The organism is Bacillus cereus group sp. Bce041 (assembly GCF_052646455.1).
The window spans coordinates 60,482-78,217 of the sequence record NZ_JBQXON010000005.1 but is presented as its reverse complement, the minus strand read 5'-3'; the positions used below and the strand labels follow the sequence as shown (position 1 = coordinate 78,217).

Sequence of the window (17,736 nt, the reverse complement as noted above, 5' to 3'; positions counted from 1 at the left end):
TCAAGTAGACAGTAATAGATTAGGTGTCTTTTCATTAAGCAGCCTTAGTTCCAAATTCAATAGGACTAAGGTTGTTTAATCTTTTTTGAAATCTTTTGTTATTGTAATAGCCCATATATCTTTTAGTAGCCTTAAAAACTTCTGCTTTTTCATGAAACGTATGTCTATAAAAGCATTCTGCCTTAAAATGACTAAAAAAACTCTCTATACATGCATTATCGTAACAATTTCCCTTCCTAGACATACTCACAGTTATTTTGTGCTTTTTAAGTAATTGGTTATATTTTTTTGACGTATACTGATAACCTCGGTCGCTATGTAATACTGTTTCGTGGACTTTTCTTTTTCTTAAGGCTTTATTGACTGTGTCTGTAACTAATTTTAAATTGTTGTATTCGCTCATTTGGTAGGCCACAACTTCGTTATTGTAAAGGTCTAGTATCACGGAAAGATATATGCGCTTATTGTTAAAGGTAAGATAGGTTATATCTGTAACCCATTTTTCATTTGGTCTTGTAGTTGAAAACTCTCTGTTTAACAGATTTTCCGACACGACGCATTGTTCTTTTAAACCAAAATGCTTCCACTTTTTCTTTCGAATCTTAGCTTGTATCCCCATTTTCCTCATTAAACGATATACTCTTTTGTGATTTATCTGTAAACCATAATACTTTTTGAGCCATATACAAATTCTTCGGTAACCATAGCTTCCATTTATATCTGGATCTCGTTCGCATTCTACTATTTTAGACATGATAAATTGATCCTCTTTCATCTTTTCAGAGGGATCGTTGATTCTTTTTTCCCACTTATAATATCCACTTCTTGAAACACCTGCAATTTCACAAAGCAATACAATTGAAAAGTTCTGTTTTAAGGTATGAATGACTTCGTATTCTACTGATTTACTTTTGTTGACCTCATCTCCTTTTTCGTAGCTAATAGCTTTTTTAAGTATGCGTTTTCCGCTTCTAATCGTTGTATTCTAGCGTCTTGACTGACTTCATTTGTTTGTTTAGATCTTCCACGTTTTTCTTGTAGGCCCAGAATCCCCTCATTTTCATATTTTTTAATCCATCTATCTATAACTGAATATGTAACTCCTAATTCCTTTCCAATTAATTTGCTTCCAATTCCTCTATGTGAGTACAATTCAATAGCTTTCATTTTAAAATCAATTGAAAAAGTTCTTCTAATTTTCCCCATAAAAAATCCCCTCCATAATAAACAGTAAAGTAACTTTCTTTCAACTGTCTACTATAAGGGGATCATATCATATGGCTGAAGTCATCTTTTTTGTATAAGTAGAATCCATTTTGGACTCAGTTATGTTGATTGATAAGTGTTGCTCGTATCCTCAGTAACTGTGGTGAATTGTATGTTAAATTCGAACATTCGGTTTATTGGGATATTTTTCCGTGGTATAATTTTCTTGTAAATAAAAGGTAGAGGGGAGTAAGTAATGGGAGAATTTCAAAGTAATTTGCATACGGCAACACAACTTGCAACGAAAATGAGAACTGCTTCAGATAGAATGCAAAGTGCTACTAGTCGTTCTATAAATAAAGCAACGCGTACTACACTATCTGTGAACTTTAAAGCACAAGAAGCAAATCAACAAAATTTACAGATCACGAAACAATTTTGTACTGCTTTTCAACAAACAATTGATAATATCCATTCCGTAGCAAATGAATTTGAGAAAATGGATACAGGACTTCAAAAGACTTTTCAATAATGTAACAACCTACGTAAAGGGGAAAAGGTAGGGAGAAAAGATGAGTCAAGAAATTGAAACGAGAATCAATCAATGTAATCAAAAATTACGAATTATATTTGAAGAACAAAATGAAAACCGAATCGCGCTGCAAAATCAAGAACGAGCTGAGGCTAGTTTTCATGAATGGAAAAATAGAAGTAATCGTTTATTTAACCGAATAATAGAAACTTGGCACGGCGACAAAGAAGTGTTTCACCTTTTTACGAATATGCGGCAAGAAATCGGACAGTATGAAAGAAAACTTACATTCGAATTAGAAATTGAAAAAGAGACGTTGCTTAAAGAAAAACGGCATCTCAGTGAGAAAGAAAACGACCTTTCCTATGAACAGCAGCAACTACAAAGGGAGGCCAATACATGAGTTTAAACATGTATTTGGGAGAAGTACAAAGTCAAACTCAAAGTATGAACGCTATATGTAATGCTACGATTCAAAGTATGGAACAAGCCATTCAATCTATTGATGCATTTGCGATAGACACAGTATTACAAGGACAAACATACAGTAGTGCAAAAGCCTACCTTGTCCAAACATTTCGGCCATTAGCGCAAGGAATCATATGCTTATGTGAAGAATTAATTCGCCAAAATGAAGCATTTCCAAATGAGTTCCAAGCGAAAGTTGCTTCGACAGATGTGATTGAACAAGAAATAAGAGAACAAATAAGGGGAATTAATCAATCGATTACAAGTATAGAAGCAATAGAAGTACTTACACCAATGCCCGGAGTAGGTGCAATTGTAACGGTATTAGGTGCAATGAGAAAAAAACTGGAAGAAAAACTAGAGCATTTATATGAATTCAATCATTCATCCAGCAACAACTACAGCACCGCTCTCCAATTAGCAGCTAGCATCACAGCCGGACTCGCTGAAGTGCAAAGTGGGAAAGGATTTAGTCCTGTGAGTGGTACGTTTAGTACACAAGGGTTGAATATGGATTGGGTGAGTTCGATTCAGGGGATTATAGAAGAAATAGCTCGAAAAAATGATCAGTCAATTAAAGATATAGAAACAAATAACATAATTGAGAAGAAATCTCCGGTTAGAAATGCTTGGGACGATGCGACAGACAGTATAGTTGGCACGTTTGAAACAGCGAAAAAGATGTGGGAAGCTATTCAAAGAGGATCGGGGAAAGCTATTGGTGATGAAATCGAGTCCGCAATAGCTTTAAGTAATATGGACATAGGAACTTTTATTAATGTAACCTATGCACTTTTCCATTTGGATGAAACTGCAAAAAATATGTGGCATGCATTTTCAAATAAAATAAAACGAGATATGATAGAGGGAGATGCAGAGAGTCGTACAGAATTGACTACCTATGGATTAACACAAATAGCTACCACAATATTAGGCGATAGGGCACTAAATAAAGTAGGCCATATCACAAAAGGAGCAAAAGCATCAAGTGGAGTAAGTACATTTGCTAATGCAGTAAAACTAGCAAAAGAATTGAAGCCTACGCTTGAAATGTTACAATCATTTAAGAGAGAGGCTTCCTATGCATTCTCTAGTATTGGTGGAACTATCGTAACCAAAATACCTCAAGGCGAATTAATAGAAGCTTATTATAAGTTTGCGAAGTCTAAAGATGGTAGTAAGGGTACGGGTGGATTCAGTAATGGAACTAGTCGGGCTAACAAGGTTAATATACCCGAAAGTAGCATTAAACATTCAAATGTAGGTGACTTTACAACACATCCTAAAACAGGAGATATTTCAAAAATGAAGGGTGGAGGACATGGACAAAGTAATATTGAATTTTTGGAAAAAAATAATGTAGATTATAATATAAATAAAGTATACGAAAACGGTGTTAGGGTAGGTAATGTGCCTGGACACAAGGTGAAAGCAAAAAGAACAGGTTCCAATCAATCATGGTTTCCAGAAAGCTGGACAGAGTCTGATATTACAGCAGCAGGTGCTAAGATTGCTGAATTGCCCGGATTTGCGAATACAGAAAATGGTGTGGCTATTTTTAGAGAGTATAATGGGGTTAGGGTTGGAGTTATAAAAACAAATGGAGAGATAGGGACTATTTTTCCAGATGCGACTAAACAACCGTAGATAGAGTTTGGAGGATTAATATGGATATAGCAAATAAAATGGAAGTTATATTAAATGAAAGAAAAAAATTAAATTTGAATGATGACTATGGGATACAAAAAAGTTGGAATGAAATAATAGAAGTTCTCTCAGAAAATGAGGAAAATACTATAAGATATTTAGAGAACTGTAGTAAAGAAGAGTTATATTGGATAAGTGAAGTTTTGGAAGATATAGTAGAAATTATACAAAGTAAAGAACTAATTAATTGCTTAAGAAAATTAGATGGAAAATTTCCAGAATTAGAAATGACAAATGATATTGATATTGCAGAAAGTTATATAGAAAATCCTTAAATTAAAGGAATAGTTGGTGTGCTTAAGTATAGAACCATGGGATATAATGATACTTTCTTGAAATTCATAGATCATGATGGTTGTACCATCGTGGAGTACTGTGTGCAATGAGAGAATAGAAAAAGAATTACGAGCTTAGGCGAGATGACATTTTACTGTACGACGAATATTAAAGACTTGGAATGGGCAAAAATTTACAAATTTATGCTACTTAAAAACATATGAACTTAAAGCACTTGGTTGTCTATTTGAGACAATAAGTGCTTTTTTAATTGAAAGGTAAGCTATAAATTTATCGAAATTATTTTTATGAATTAAAGCTAACAGAATATGCACATAGGCTTCAATTGCAGGTATATAGTTTGTTTTTCAATGTCAAAAAACATTAAAAAAAACAGGGCAATATTATTAAATAGCCGGGTCCATTCTAGAAATGTTTGAAGGTATCTCGCTCATAGGCGGATCTAATTTCTTAACTATCGTGGCAGAAGTAGGAACTGGTGGGTTAGCATCACCAATTGTTATTCCATTAGATATAGCAGCAACAGCTACTGGGGCAAGTCTTTTTGTACATGGTAGATTTGTTTGGAATAAATCGATTCAAAATACTAAGGATACTATTCAAGAAATCCAGTCTTCTGGTGGGGGTGCGGCTAACGGTAAACCTAGCAGTAACAAAAACACAAATGTAGATAATTTTGATGCAAAAACAGCTACAAATAAGCAAAAAGGGAATTATGGTGAAATAAAATCTAGTGACAATTTATTGAATAATCAAAGTTTAAAAGAAGCTGGATTTGATTTAAAGCCAGTCGGAAAAAGTGCACCATCAGGCATAAATGATAAAATAGTAAAAGGAATTGATGGATTATACGAAAATGCAAATGCAGAATCAAAGATCAAATATGTTATTGATGAAGCTAAGTTTGGTAGTTCACAATTGGGGAAAACTAAAGATGGACGACAAATGTCAAATGATTGGTTGAATGGTGCGAAGACCCGAAAAAGTAGAATATTGAAGGCAGTTGATGGAGATGCAAAATTAGCATCAAAGATTACGAAAGCATTACAAGATCAGGAAGTTGAGAGAGTGTTATCAAAGGTTGATAGTAGTGGAAATGTGAAAACATTTAGAATAGATGCAAAGGGAGACATAATTGGAGAATGGCCATAATTTAAGGAACTAGGAGGAATTGAATAGTATGAGAGATCCTTTATGTATAGAAGAAAAATGTAGAGAAGGAATAGAATATAATAAAGAGTTTATTGAGGAAAATAGAGAGGAGATTAAAAGTTTTGAAGAAGATGAAAGGAATGGTATTCAAAGAAAGGCTAAAGATAATAAAAGTCTTATAGAAGGAAGGTATCTATTAAATTTTAATTATGAGTTAGAGGATATTAACGCAAAATATTCCCTAGGAGAAGCTATCCATACAATAGAAGGAGATTTTGACAAAGCTCTTATTGATTTGGGGCATATAGGGGAAAGAGAAGTTGGATATTTAAATCTAATTTGGATGATATCTCTAGGGATTTTATTAGAGACGGAGAAAAAGAATCTTGTAAGTTTAGCTAAACTAGTTGAGAAGGAAAATATGAACGACGCAGTAATTGATTTCCTCTTATGCGCTAGTGATATCGGATACACAAACATGACGAACAGATATTATAAAGAAAATCCATATGCAAAAACGAGAGAGATTATAGAACTTGCACAAACAGATAAAAAAGAAGCATCTAAAAGATTACAAACGTACATGGAGAAAGAATGGTTTAAAGGCCATTATGATTATGAATGGAAAAATGCGCACAAAGAACCTGGATATGTGGGGTACTGGAGCTTTGAGACAGCTGCAATAGTAAAGATACTCGGACTTGATGATACAAGTTTAAAAGATAATAATCATTATCCATATGATTTGGCACATTATAAAAATGAAATGAAATTTAAGCATAAAGACCTAAGTGAATATCACTATGAAGATGAGACAGAAGAAATCGAGGATATAGTAGAAGGAATTGAACATAATCCTGCATTGGAAAATATTATTCCGCCAAAATGGCATTCATTGGTCAATGAATTAATACATGATTATGAGAATATGAATGATTGTAGTTTTTATGAAAAATACAAAAAAACGATAGGAATAGGTCAAGTGTGGTTCTTACCACAAGAGTATGAAGAAGAAAATGAGCAAAAAAATCTATTAGGAAGTTTAATTGTGTTTGCCCTGACGGTAAGAGATTATATATTACAATTGGACTATAAAGAAGATTTAGAAGACTACATTGATAATCTTAAAAATTTCTGGAATGGATCAGAGACAAAGTTAGTTCAATTTATGTTAGAGAATGATCAAAATTATTATGCATGGGTACCAAAAGAAGCAAGCATCCCAAATATGTATGAAGTGAAGATTGAGAGTGTCGATGTAGAGGAAGTTCTATAACGAACAAATCGAAATGGTTTTTATTATATGTAATATTAGAATGCATTTTACTAGTTAATTCAAAACAATGCACGCGTGGCAGAAAAAAGGATGTATTGTTACTAAAAATTAGAGGGAAAGAAGGCTGTTGGATTGAGTTAAGCACCTCATTGTCAATATACGACAATAGGTGCTTTTGTGCGTGCAATGAAGAAAAAATAAAAGATTTATTTTCACTCTATTTCATCTTCGAATTACATGTTATAATTTGGAAAATTATATTCTTAATTTTTAGATAATTAAAAGGTGGTAGATTACTATATGAGTACATTAAAGAAAATTACTAATAATATTTCGAAGGTTATTATAGGAAAAGACGAATCGATAGAACTAGCAGCCATTGCTCTAATAGCAAGGGGACATATTTTATTAGAAGATGTACCTGGGACAGGAAAAACAACATTAGCGAAAAGTTTGGCTAAAAGTGTGGACGCTAAATTTCAAAGAATACAATTTACAGCGGATACTTTGCCTGGAGATGTTATTGGTCTTGAATATTTTGATGTGAAGGAATCGGATTTTAAAACGAGGTTAGGTCCTATTTTTGCAAATATCGTATTAGTGGATGAAATTAATCGAGCTGTACCGAGAACACAATCTTCGTTACTTGAGGTTATGGAAGAGCGTACTGTTACAATTGCGAAACAGACACATTCATTATCAGAACCTTTTTTAGTTATAGCAACGCAAAATCCACTCGAATCTGCTGGCACATTTCCGTTACCAGATGCTCAGTTAGACCGGTTTTTACTCACAATACGCCAAGGTTATCCTAAGAGAGAAGCTGAAAAGGAAATGATGAATCGGCTTCAAATGAATGATCCATTAGAAACGTTACATTCTATTATTTCAAGTAAAGAAATTATTACGATGCAAAAGCGTGCAAGAGAAGTGTTAGTAGGGAATGATGTGCAAGATTATCTCCTTGAAATTATTGAAGCAACTCGTAACCATGAGTTAATTGAAATTGGTGTAAGCCCTCGGGGAACGTTGGCATTTATGAGAGCAATTCAAGCACGGGCAATATTAAATGAAAGAGATTACTGTACGCCAGATGATATTAAGACGCTCGCTGCATCAGTTTGTGCTCATCGTTTAACGTTAACGATTGAGGGAGAGATGAAAACGACGAAAGAACAAATTATGAAAGAAATTCTTCATACGATTAGTGTGCCAGTGGAGAATGTACGATGAATCAACAGCTTGTGTATACACCTTTAGCGGAGCCTTTCGTAATGGGGGTTATGTCAGTTGTAGCCGTTATTTTAAGTGTATTTTCAAGTAATCTACTGTTTTTATCTCTCGTATTTTTATATGTAATTTTAATAGGTGCTATGCATGTATATATACGTAAAGTATCTCGTGTTGAATGGGAATACAGTCAAGGGAATTCGAATGTTTTTATAGGTGAAACGAATATGTGCAAAATGAAAATTTCAAACAAGTCGATATTTCCTATTCTTAATATCGTATTTAGATTTAAATGTGAAAATAAGCTAACTTGGAATCATGATGAAATAAACAAAAATCATAGTACAGGTTCAAATTATTATATGAATTTTAATTTAAAAGGAAGGGAGTCAGTTTCATTTGATTTGCAAGCTGTAGCGTTAAAAAGAGGCATCGCGAAATGGGAAGAAGTTGAAATTGTTATTACTGATCTCTTTGGATTTATAACGAACCATATAACATATAAACAAGTTGATACGCCCTCTTATTTAGTCTTACCAGCTGTTCCGGAAATACAAGTTCCTGAATTACAAGAATGGTCACGAGGATTTCGAAAAGCGATGTCTTCACCCTTATATGATGAAACGAAAGTAATGGGAGTAAAGTCTTATGAAAATGAAGATTTTCGTTCCATCCACTGGAGTGCAACAGCGAAAACAGGGACGATAATTGCGAAAAAGTATGAGCGAACACAATGTGATAAATACGCGATTTATCTTAACTTGCAAAATAAAAGTGGTGTTTTTTTGCGAAATGATATAGAGGAACTAATTGAATTAACAGCAGGTATATGCAAACAACTTCTTATGCAAAACTGTTCGTTTGAAGTATGGATCAATAGTGTAAAAGATAACGGTTTGCTACATATAAAAAATGGGGATAATCGGAAACATTTGCAAAATGTATTAAGGGTACTCGCCTCGATATCAGACCAAGATACGCCTATATCTTCTTCTTACTTTTACACAGCAGGCTTTCGTCGAAAGGAACTGGATGCGGTTCCTTTAATTATTGGTACTTCACCAAAGAAATACAGTAGAACGAATAAATGGATTGTAATGAAAGAATAAGAAGGGGCTTATGTCATGGGGAATAAAAAGCGGCATATGAAAGTGAAGTTATGGAGTGTAAGAACTTTAATCATACTTTTCTTTGCGATTAGTGCGATAACGTTATCACAAGGTGTTGTGTATGTACAAGACATAGTAAAAGAGCGTTTTTTCAGTAAGACTAAGACAATATCAGAAAGAAATTATGACTTTACTAGTATAGGTGAAAATTTTGATGATTCCAAAATAGATGAAGATGAATATGAAGAAGTAAAAGATACAGGTATAAGAACGAAAACGGGTAGAAAATTTCAACCTTTCGAAAGAGAAAGTCTATGGAGTGACGTGCTTTCTGTTCTTTCAAATGTATGGATTACTATAGTTTTTTATGTGATAATCGCAATATTAATTATATATGCCATCTACAAGTATATTAGGAACAAATTGACGAGAACAGAAATAGTACAGGAGAAAGAATCGATCACAAAGCAAACTGCGGTAAGAAGCATAAAGAATGAAAAAGTCATTCATCAGTTAGAACGGCCGTTACCGACAGATAAGATAAGAAAAACGTTAGTTGAATGGGAAAGAACATTACCATTTCATGAACAGAGAAGGTCCTATGAAACGATGCAACAATGGTTAAAAAGAATTTGTAGAACAAGAGATATTATCTCGTTATATGAGTCTGTTCGTTATGGTGAAAAGACGTATACGGATTTAGATGTGGAAGAAATAATGAAGTGGGTAGAGGGAGACGGGAAGGTGGATACATAAATATCCACCTTTTCTATTTTTATACGGAAATTTGATTGACATGAATTATTTTCTTATATGAAACCGTCTTCAAATAGGTAAACAAAATTAACTTTATTTACTTATACTTCATTACATGTTAACCTATACTTAATTTTTATAAATTATAATTAATTTTTGATTTTTTAAGGGTGTGAAAATGTAATGAAATCGGTATTAAAAAGCATACTTATTTCCTTTGTTTTTTCAGCAGTAGGTATGTGTTGGTTACTGTACGTATTATTCAAAGGAGACGGAGACTGGTTATTGTCTTGGATAGGTGTATTAATGGCATATTTATCTTTATATACTTTAATAGATTTATATTGTAAAAATACATACGATAAAAAAATAAATAAATGGCTTATAAAAACATCGGTGACTAGTTTTAGTTTTGCTGTATTAGGAATCTCATTTTGTATCATACATGAGCTATTAACACCGTGGAGTCTTAGTTTAATGGTGTGGTATTGGTTGCTAATGTTAGTATTATTTTTAACAACTATAATATCATTAATCAGTTTAGTATTTGTTAATCGTAAAAATCACAATTTCACCGTTGGATATAGAATGCTCATACTTCTAAATATATTTCTTACACTAGGACCAGTATTATGGCCGCTATTACTTTCTATTATTGGAAATGGTATGAATGCTAGTGCGGGCTGGTAAAAAGGAATATAAATTAGTTGTGTAAAGAATAGGATGAAAAGTTGATATAGAATTTTAAATGTTTAAGAGAACATGTTTACATAAAAAATGAAAACATGTTCTCTTTTTATTTGCATGCATAACTCTTCCTCAGTTTACCGTATTTAAATTTAAACGTAAGTATTTCGTAAGGAATGGATAAGAAAAAAGAGAGATTTATCATATAGGATGAAAGTATAGCTTGAATCAATCCGATATTAATGGAGGAGAGAAAGCCTTATGAAAAAATGTAATTCAATTAAGTTAGCAAGTTTTGCAGTTTTATTAGCGGGTACGGTTCTATTCACACCTGGTTTTACTGTGACTGCAGAGTCAACTCAAAATATTTCTAGTTCGTCACAAGTACATGATCAAAAGAATCGTAATGGCTGGAAACAAGTAATGCAGGAAACAGTACAGCTTGGTGCTGTAGGAATATTAGCTAAGGCGTCTAACAACGGAAAAACTAGTAGTTTTACTGCTGGCGTGGCGGACTTAAGTACAAAGAAACCGGTGAATTCGGATTATCGCTTTCGGATTGGTAGTGTGACGAAGACGTTTACTGCGACGACTGTGCTTCAATTAGTAGGAGAAAATCGCTTACAACTTGACGATCCAATTGAAAAGTGGCTACCGGGTCTCGTGCAAGGAAATGGGTATGATGGTAATCAAATTACGATACGACAACTTTTGAATCATACGAGTGGTATCGCTGAATACTTAAAGTCAAAAGACGCGGACATAATGAATTCGAAAAAAACGTATACAGCAGAAGAAATAGTGAAAATAGGCCTTTCGCTGCCTCCAGATTTCTCGCCGGGTAAAGATTGGTTGTATTCAAACACAGGATACGTAATACTAGGAATGCTTATTGAAAAAATAACTGGAAATAGTTATGCGGAAGAAATCGAAAAGCGAATTATTGAACCTTTGGATCTATCAAATACGTTTTTACCAGGAAATTCACCCGTCATCCCAGGAAAGAATCATGCTCGTGGATATGTGAAAATGGAAGGAACAGGCGAGTTCAAAGATATTACGTATTATAATCCGAGTTTAGCTAATGCAGCTGGAGATATGATTTCTAATGCGGATGACTTAAATAAGTTCTTTTCATCTTTACTTGGTGGTAAGTTACTGAAGGAACGCGAGCTAAAAGAAATGCTTACTACAGTTCCTATAGAAGGCAAAGGGGTTGGTGACGCATACGGTCTTGGAATCTATGAGACTAAACTTCCAAACGGTGTTTCAGTTTGGGGGCATGGAGGAGGAATTCCTGGATTTGCAACTTTTGCTGGGGGAGTAATTGGAGGCAAACATACATTAGCTATCAGTCTTAACTCAATAGGTGGGGTCGATATTGTTCCGCAGTTAAATAAAATGATGCAAATTGAATTTAATAAATAGATGAAAAGAAAATGAATAGAATTTTGTTATAGTTGTATTTAAAAGAGGTGCTTTTTTAAGTTCGCAACTATGGACAGTAGTTGCATTTATGATATGACATCAAGTGTATTCCAAAGTGAAAATCAATCTTAATGCTTACGACAAAATAAAAAAGGATGTCAGTTACATGACATTCTTTTTATTTTGGATAAAAGAGGTATGTATACAGTTCTGAAAATTGTTATTTTTTAAATTTTTACATATAATGAAGGATATAGGGGCACCAATAGGGGAGTTATGAATGGAAAATACTTTAGTTAGTTAAATATTACTCGTTTTAATCAAAATAATTATGAGTTGATTTGGAGTTGAATACAATGGGGAAAAATCATTATAAATGGAGTAATAAACAATTACGAGAACATGTTGAAGTACTAGATGGTAAGAGAAGCACACACATATTATTAAAGAATGCAACATATTTAAATTCTTATATGCGCGAGTGGATGACAGCGAACATTTGGATATATAATGATCGAATTGTATACGTAGGGGAGCAGCTGCCAGAGCAATTAACGGAGTGTGAAGTTGTTGATTGCGAAGGAAAGTATGTCGTACCCGGTTACATAGAACCACATGCACATCCGTATCAGTTGTATAACCCAGAGACGCTAGCGAATCATGCGATGCAGTTTGGGACAACAACTTTTATTAATGATAATTTAACTTTATTTTTCACATTAAAGCGTGAAGAAGCATTTCGTTTATTAGATGAATTCAATAAGATTCCAGCAAGTATGTATTGGTGGTGCCGTTTTGATGGACAGACTGAATTGCAAAACGGAGAATCTTTGTTTAATCGTGAAGAAATAATAGAGTGGCTGCAGCATGAAGCGGTTCTTCAAGGCGGCGAGCTAACAGCATGGCCAAAACTATTACATGGCGATGATGAAATGTTAACTTGGGTGCAGGAAACGAAGCGATTGCAAAAGAAAGTAGAAGGACATTTTCCGGGTGCATCTGAAACGACTTTAGCGAAGTTAAAACTGTTAGGTACAGATTGTGATCATGAAGCGATGACAGGGCAGGAAGTTTTCACTCGTCTTATGCAAGGTTACACTGTTTCCCTAAGAAATTCTTCAATCCGCCCAGATTTAGAAGTTTTACTGAAAGAATTGTTGGAACTAGGCGTAAAGCAGTTTGATAGATTCTTTTTTACAACAGACGGCTCACATCCTTCGTTTTATGAGAATGGAATGACAAACGTTATGATTTCTACCGCGATAAAACAAGGCGTGCCAGTAATAGATGCATACGATATGGCAAGTTATAATATTGCTCGCTATTATAATATGGAACATGTACATGGTTCGATTGCGACAGGTAGAATTGCTAATATCAATATTTTAGAAAGTAAAGAAAACCCAGTACCAATCAGTGTCCTTGCAAAGGGGAAATGGGTGAAGCGTGACGGTGTAAATACACATGAAGCATTACATATAGACTGGAGTAAACATAAAGTAACTCCATTATTATTAGATTGGTCAATAGAAAAAGAGGATATGATTTTCTCTAATAAAACGGGGATACACTTATTAAACAACGTTATTACAAAACCATACACTAGTGAAATTAATATAGACTGTGATGAATTGTCCACAGATCATGATGAATGTTTCTTTATGATGATTGCTCGTGATGGCAGTTGGCAAGTGAATATAGCTGTGAAAGGTTTTGCGAAAGAACTAGGTGGGCTTGCTAGCTCTTATTCTGGTACAGGTGACATCATTCTTATCGGAAAAAGAAAAGAAGATATGCTCACAGCTTTTCGTAGAGTAAAAGAGCTCGGTGGTGGAATGGTCATAGCAGAAAACAATGAAGTGTTACACGAAATAGCATTACCATTGCTCGGGATTATGTCTAATTTAAAAATGAGAGAATTAATACAGGAAGAGAAACAGATGGTGAAATTACTACAAGAGCGTGGCTACGCGCATGATGATCCAGCATTTACAATTTTATTCTTTTCTGCGACGCACTTGCCTTTTATACGAGTAACACCTATAGGATTATATGATGTGAAAAGTAGTAAGGTAGTTGCCCCGCCCGTGAATTTGATAAAGCAATATTAAAAGGAAAGATCCTATAAAAATTTTATAGGATCTTTCTCATTATTAGCATAAGAATATTGTAAGCCTCAAATGATATAGTATCTAAATCATTTGAGGTGATATGTAAATATGAAAAAAATATTTTACATTTTAAGCGTATTTATTCTGTGTGTATCGATACAACACGTTGTACATTCCCAATCAGATGCACCAGAATTATCTTCGGATTGTCTCGAAGAAAGAAAAGTTAGAGATGAAAAGCATGTGAAGAATATAATACAGGACATTAAATCCACATTTAATTTAAATATTGATGAACATAGTTTTTGGGAAGTAAGTAAAAGAGATCTGGAGGCTGCTCATTTGATGTATGGTGGAAAGGAAAATGATTCTTATTATAATTCGCTAACTAAAATTTATGATAGTGGTGGATTTAGCGAACAGCCCAGCTTATTTGTGAGGGCACAAGAAGCATTTTTACTTTATAAAGAAAAAGATAATATCAATGTAATGAAACGCCTAAAACTAGACGTTGAAAAAGGGGAATGGCTCGTTATAAAAACGAAAAAGATGAAAGGGAAAAAAGTGAAATTCAAGCTGTTGCAATGTGAAAAAGATTATATGAAAAAGAGAAATGAATAACAAAATACTTATTCATACTGTTTTTATTCAACGATATTTTGCTGTTGATGTGAAATAGAAAAAGGTAAACGAACATATTAGCTTTATGGAATATGTTTGTTTACCTTTTTTTGAGAGATTTAATAATTGGGGATTATTTACTGGCTAATGAACTTATAATATTCAATGAATTTGTTCTTCATAAACATTAGATTTTGTGTCAAATGATTTATACATTACCGAACCACCTATGTATATTTTATTCTACAGTATTTATAAAAGAATGTTGGCTATTCATAAGAAATATGATTGGCACGGTTTTTGCTTGTATTACATGTAAGGAAGGGAGATTGTATGTAAGGAATCTGTACTCGTAATAGTATAAAACAAGCTACTATTGCATTATTAATCATAGTTGTATTTATAGCGGAACTGTAAATACATACAAATAAGTGGTTTTTTTGGATTTAAAATTCTGAATTTTCTTTTAAGTTATTAGGGGGCAATGGGATGGTTAAATATTCGAAAATTTCTAAGTGGATTCTTGGTGTTGGATTAGTGACAATAACATGTAATGGTTTGCAAATTCAAGCAGAGACAAAAGAGCAAAATGTGAAGAACGTATTACAAATGGAGCCGGTAGGAATACAGAAATCTGTTGATGAATTGGCGCACCCTTCAAAAGTACAAGAAAATGCATCTTTTACAAAACGGTTAAAATTAGCGGATTTATCACAGCGCCCACTAGCACCAACCGATAATATTAAACCGTTAGCTGAAGAAAAAAAGTATTCAATGGCTGAGTTAAATCAATTAAATAATAAACAATTAACTGATCTTCTTGTGACAATTAAATGGTATCAAATTCCGGAATTATTTCAGTTTAATAGTGATAGTCTTAAATTCTATCAAGATGATAGCCGAATGCAAGCAATTATTAATAAACTAGCAGAACAAGGACAAGCTTATACGAAAGATGATTCAAAAGGGATTGAAACATTAGTAGAAGCTCTACGTGCAGCATTTTATTTAGGTTTTTACCATGATGAATTAAGCAAACTAAATGAGCGTAGCTACCATGATAAGTGTTTACCAGCTTTAAAAACAATTGCAAAAAATCCAAATTTCAAACTTGGTACATCAGAACAAAATAAAATAATTGCATCATATGGAAAATTAATTGGAAATGCATCAGCAGATGTTGAAACGGTTTTATATGCAGGTGAAATTTTTAAACAATATAACGATAATCTTGCAACTTTCATTGAAGACCGAACAAAAGGAGACGCTATATATGAGTTGATGAAGGGAATTGACTTTGATATTCAGACGGATATGTACACGACTGGAAAAGAGCCAAAAGATACGATGTGGTTTCGGAATATCGATAACTTTATTAATGAAGTAAATCGTTTTGCACTACTTGGTACAGTAACAAATAAAAACGGATGGTTAATTAATAATGGAATTTATTATGCTGGCCGATTGGGCAAGCTTCATAGCACGCCGACAAAAGGACAACAAGTTGTTACAGATGCAATGCGAATTTACCCATATTTAGGAGAGCAATACTTTGTTGCGGCAGAACAAATTACTACAAATTATGGAGGAATAGATGCGAATGGAAAAACTGTAAATTTAGATCAAATTCGAGAAGAAGGTAAAAAGAAATATTTACCGAAAACGTATACGTTTGATGATGGAGCAATTGTCTTTAAAGCTGGGGATAAAGTTAGCGAAGAGAAAATTAAACGTCTATACTGGGCGGCAAAAGAGGTGCGTTCTCAATTTTATCGTACAGTTGGTAGCGATAAACCACTTGAAAGTGGACATGCTGATGATGTGTTAACGATGGTTATTTATAATAGCCCAGATGAGTATCAATTTAATCGTCAACTGTACGGATATGAAACGAATAATGGTGGGATTTATATTGAAGGGACAGGAACTTTCTTTACATATGAACGTACACCAGAGCAAAGTATTTATAGTCTGGAAGAATTGTTCCGCCATGAATTTACGCACTACTTACAGGGAAGGTACGAAGTTCAGGAATTATGGGGCCAAGGGGAAATGTATCAAAATGAACGTTTAACATGGTTTGAAGAAGGGAATGCAGAGTTCTTTGCAGGTGCAACTCGATTAGATAGTGTAGTACCGCGAAAAAGTATAATTGGCGGGTTATCTAATGATCCTGCAAAACGTTATACAGCATCACAAACGTTAAATGCGAAATATGGAACGTGGGATTTTTATAATTATTCGTTTGCGCTGCAATCATATATGTATAATAAGCGCCCAGAAATGTTCGATAAAGTACATGATTTAATTCGCGCAAATGATGTTTCAAGTTACGATGCATACCGTGCTACATTAAGCAAAGATAATAAGTTAAATGAAGAATATCAATCTTATATGCAAATGCTTATTGATAATCGCGATAAGTATACGATTCCACAAGTATCAGATGAATATTTAACTCAACATGATCCAAAATCGCTTTCGGACGTTACTTCAGATATTACGAATGAAGCGAAATTAAAAGATGTGAAAGTAACAAAGAATAAATCACAATTCTTTAATACATTTACACTACAGGGAACATATACAGGAAGTGTGGCTAAAGGAGAAGTTGAGGACTGGAAAGTGATGAATGAAGCAACAAATGATATGTTGAAACGTCTTTCAGGAAAAGAGTGGACTGGATATAAAACATTGACTGCTTATTTTGTAAATTACCGTGTAAATAATGCTGGGCAATTTGAATATGATGTTGTGTTTAGCGGAGTGAATACGGAAGAAGGTACGGCTGTAGAAAAAGAACCAAATAATTCATTTGAAACAGCAAACCCACTATCTTTGAATATTTTGTTAAGAGGAACCTTGAGCGATCAAGATCAGGGGGATAAATTTGTTATTGATGTAAAGGATCAAAAAGATTTACAAATTTCTGTTACGAACGAACAAAATCTTGGACTGAACTGGGTATTATATTCTGAATCAGATTTAAATAATTATGTAGCTTATGCAACAAAACGTGATGGAAACAAATTGCTTGGAAATTATAATGCAAAGCCAGGGAAATATTACTTAAGTGTATATAAGTATGGTGGTGGAACAGGGAATTATACGGTACAAGTAAAATAGTTTACTATAGTTTGTTTTGAAAGGCTACTT

15 protein-coding genes and 1 pseudogene are annotated in these 17,736 nt (G+C 33.7%); 14 read left to right on the top strand and 2 right to left on the bottom strand.

The features are described from left to right. Positions 1-34: 34 nt before the first annotated feature. Positions 35-943, bottom strand: a complete 909-nt coding sequence (locus ACUN13_RS17260; protein WP_445423914.1) for an IS3 family transposase — start codon at positions 941-943, stop codon at positions 35-37. After that, a complete protein-coding gene (locus tag ACUN13_RS17255; protein WP_000516502.1) occupies positions 898-1,206 on the bottom strand; it encodes a helix-turn-helix domain-containing protein in 309 nt (102 codons plus the stop codon). Before ACUN13_RS17255 ends, ACUN13_RS17260 begins: the two co-directional genes overlap by 46 nt. Before the next feature lie 256 nt (positions 1,207-1,462). Here ACUN13_RS17255 and ACUN13_RS17250 point away from each other — a divergent pair, with 256 nt between their 5' ends. From ACUN13_RS17250 to colA, 14 genes and pseudogenes are all read left to right on the top strand, one after another. Beyond that, entirely contained in the window at positions 1,463-1,738 is a 276-nt protein-coding gene (locus tag ACUN13_RS17250; RefSeq protein ID WP_017763328.1) for a TIGR04197 family type VII secretion effector, read from the top strand. Between the two features lie 40 nt (positions 1,739-1,778). After that, complete coding sequence (locus ACUN13_RS17245) at positions 1,779-2,141, top strand: DUF3958 family protein (protein WP_444877156.1); 363 nt, start codon at positions 1,779-1,781, stop codon at positions 2,139-2,141. Further along, a complete protein-coding gene (locus ACUN13_RS17240; RefSeq protein ID WP_444877155.1) occupies positions 2,138-3,853 on the top strand; it encodes an EndoU domain-containing protein in 1,716 nt (571 codons plus the stop codon). The genes ACUN13_RS17245 and ACUN13_RS17240 overlap by 4 nt, the downstream gene beginning before the upstream one ends. 20 nt (positions 3,854-3,873) lie before the next feature. Next, positions 3,874-4,188, top strand: a complete 315-nt coding sequence (locus tag ACUN13_RS17235; protein ID WP_000350220.1) for a hypothetical protein — start codon at positions 3,874-3,876, stop codon at positions 4,186-4,188. Between the two features lie 412 nt (positions 4,189-4,600). Continuing rightward, a pseudogene (locus ACUN13_RS17230) lies at positions 4,601-5,362 on the top strand (hypothetical protein); the annotation flags it as partial. Positions 5,363-5,390: 28 nt separating this feature from the next. Further along, entirely contained in the window at positions 5,391-6,638 is a 1,248-nt protein-coding gene (locus tag ACUN13_RS17225) for a PoNi-like cognate immunity protein (protein WP_444877154.1), read from the top strand. A gap of 300 nt (positions 6,639-6,938) precedes the next feature. Beyond that, positions 6,939-7,871, top strand: a complete 933-nt coding sequence (locus ACUN13_RS17220; protein WP_445423887.1) for an AAA family ATPase — start codon at positions 6,939-6,941, stop codon at positions 7,869-7,871. Then, a complete protein-coding gene (locus ACUN13_RS17215; RefSeq protein ID WP_444877152.1) occupies positions 7,868-8,977 on the top strand; it encodes a DUF58 domain-containing protein in 1,110 nt (369 codons plus the stop codon). Before ACUN13_RS17220 ends, ACUN13_RS17215 begins: the two co-directional genes overlap by 4 nt. Positions 8,978-8,992: 15 nt before the next feature. Further along, positions 8,993-9,733, top strand: a complete 741-nt coding sequence (locus tag ACUN13_RS17210; RefSeq protein WP_444877151.1) for a signal peptidase II — start codon at positions 8,993-8,995, stop codon at positions 9,731-9,733. A 183-nt stretch (positions 9,734-9,916) separates the two neighbouring features. Continuing rightward, positions 9,917-10,423 (top strand): DUF3902 family protein, encoded by a 507-nt coding sequence (locus tag ACUN13_RS17205; protein ID WP_000843838.1) that lies wholly within the window; start codon positions 9,917-9,919, stop codon positions 10,421-10,423. A gap of 258 nt (positions 10,424-10,681) precedes the next feature. After that, entirely contained in the window at positions 10,682-11,848 is a 1,167-nt protein-coding gene (locus ACUN13_RS17200; RefSeq protein ID WP_000710640.1) for a serine hydrolase domain-containing protein, read from the top strand. 356 nt (positions 11,849-12,204) lie between these two features. Continuing rightward, a complete protein-coding gene (locus ACUN13_RS17195) occupies positions 12,205-13,959 on the top strand; it encodes an adenine deaminase (protein ID WP_000517625.1) in 1,755 nt (584 codons plus the stop codon). 108 nt (positions 13,960-14,067) lie between these two features. Continuing rightward, the gene (locus ACUN13_RS17190) at positions 14,068-14,580 is read left to right on the top strand and encodes a hypothetical protein (RefSeq protein WP_000719374.1); all 513 of its coding nucleotides are present in this window, start codon (positions 14,068-14,070) and stop codon (positions 14,578-14,580) included. A gap of 489 nt (positions 14,581-15,069) precedes the next feature. Beyond that, positions 15,070-17,706: a collagenase ColA gene (gene colA / locus ACUN13_RS17185; protein WP_000241890.1), complete on the top strand. Its 2,637-nt coding sequence runs from the start codon at positions 15,070-15,072 to the stop codon at positions 17,704-17,706. The last annotated feature ends 30 nt before the right edge of the window (positions 17,707-17,736 follow it).

Coding starts and splice junctions, on each gene's coding strand:
- ACUN13_RS17245 (WP_444877156.1), top strand. CDS start 1,779: ATGAGTCAAGAAATTGAAACGAGAATCAATCAATGTAATCAAAAATTA.
- ACUN13_RS17255 (WP_000516502.1), bottom strand. CDS start 1,206: ATGGGGAAAATTAGAAGAACTTTTTCAATTGATTTTAAAATGAAAGCT.
- ACUN13_RS17240 (WP_444877155.1), top strand. CDS start 2,138: ATGAGTTTAAACATGTATTTGGGAGAAGTACAAAGTCAAACTCAAAGT.
- ACUN13_RS17215 (WP_444877152.1), top strand. CDS start 7,868: ATGAATCAACAGCTTGTGTATACACCTTTAGCGGAGCCTTTCGTAATG.
- ACUN13_RS17200 (WP_000710640.1), top strand. CDS start 10,682: ATGAAAAAATGTAATTCAATTAAGTTAGCAAGTTTTGCAGTTTTATTA.
- ACUN13_RS17195 (WP_000517625.1), top strand. CDS start 12,205: ATGGGGAAAAATCATTATAAATGGAGTAATAAACAATTACGAGAACAT.
- ACUN13_RS17235 (WP_000350220.1), top strand. CDS start 3,874: ATGGATATAGCAAATAAAATGGAAGTTATATTAAATGAAAGAAAAAAA.
- ACUN13_RS17225 (WP_444877154.1), top strand. CDS start 5,391: ATGAGAGATCCTTTATGTATAGAAGAAAAATGTAGAGAAGGAATAGAA.
- ACUN13_RS17220 (WP_445423887.1), top strand. CDS start 6,939: ATGAGTACATTAAAGAAAATTACTAATAATATTTCGAAGGTTATTATA.
- colA (WP_000241890.1), top strand. CDS start 15,070: ATGGTTAAATATTCGAAAATTTCTAAGTGGATTCTTGGTGTTGGATTA.
- ACUN13_RS17190 (WP_000719374.1), top strand. CDS start 14,068: ATGAAAAAAATATTTTACATTTTAAGCGTATTTATTCTGTGTGTATCG.
- ACUN13_RS17205 (WP_000843838.1), top strand. CDS start 9,917: ATGAAATCGGTATTAAAAAGCATACTTATTTCCTTTGTTTTTTCAGCA.
- ACUN13_RS17250 (WP_017763328.1), top strand. CDS start 1,463: ATGGGAGAATTTCAAAGTAATTTGCATACGGCAACACAACTTGCAACG.
- ACUN13_RS17210 (WP_444877151.1), top strand. CDS start 8,993: ATGGGGAATAAAAAGCGGCATATGAAAGTGAAGTTATGGAGTGTAAGA.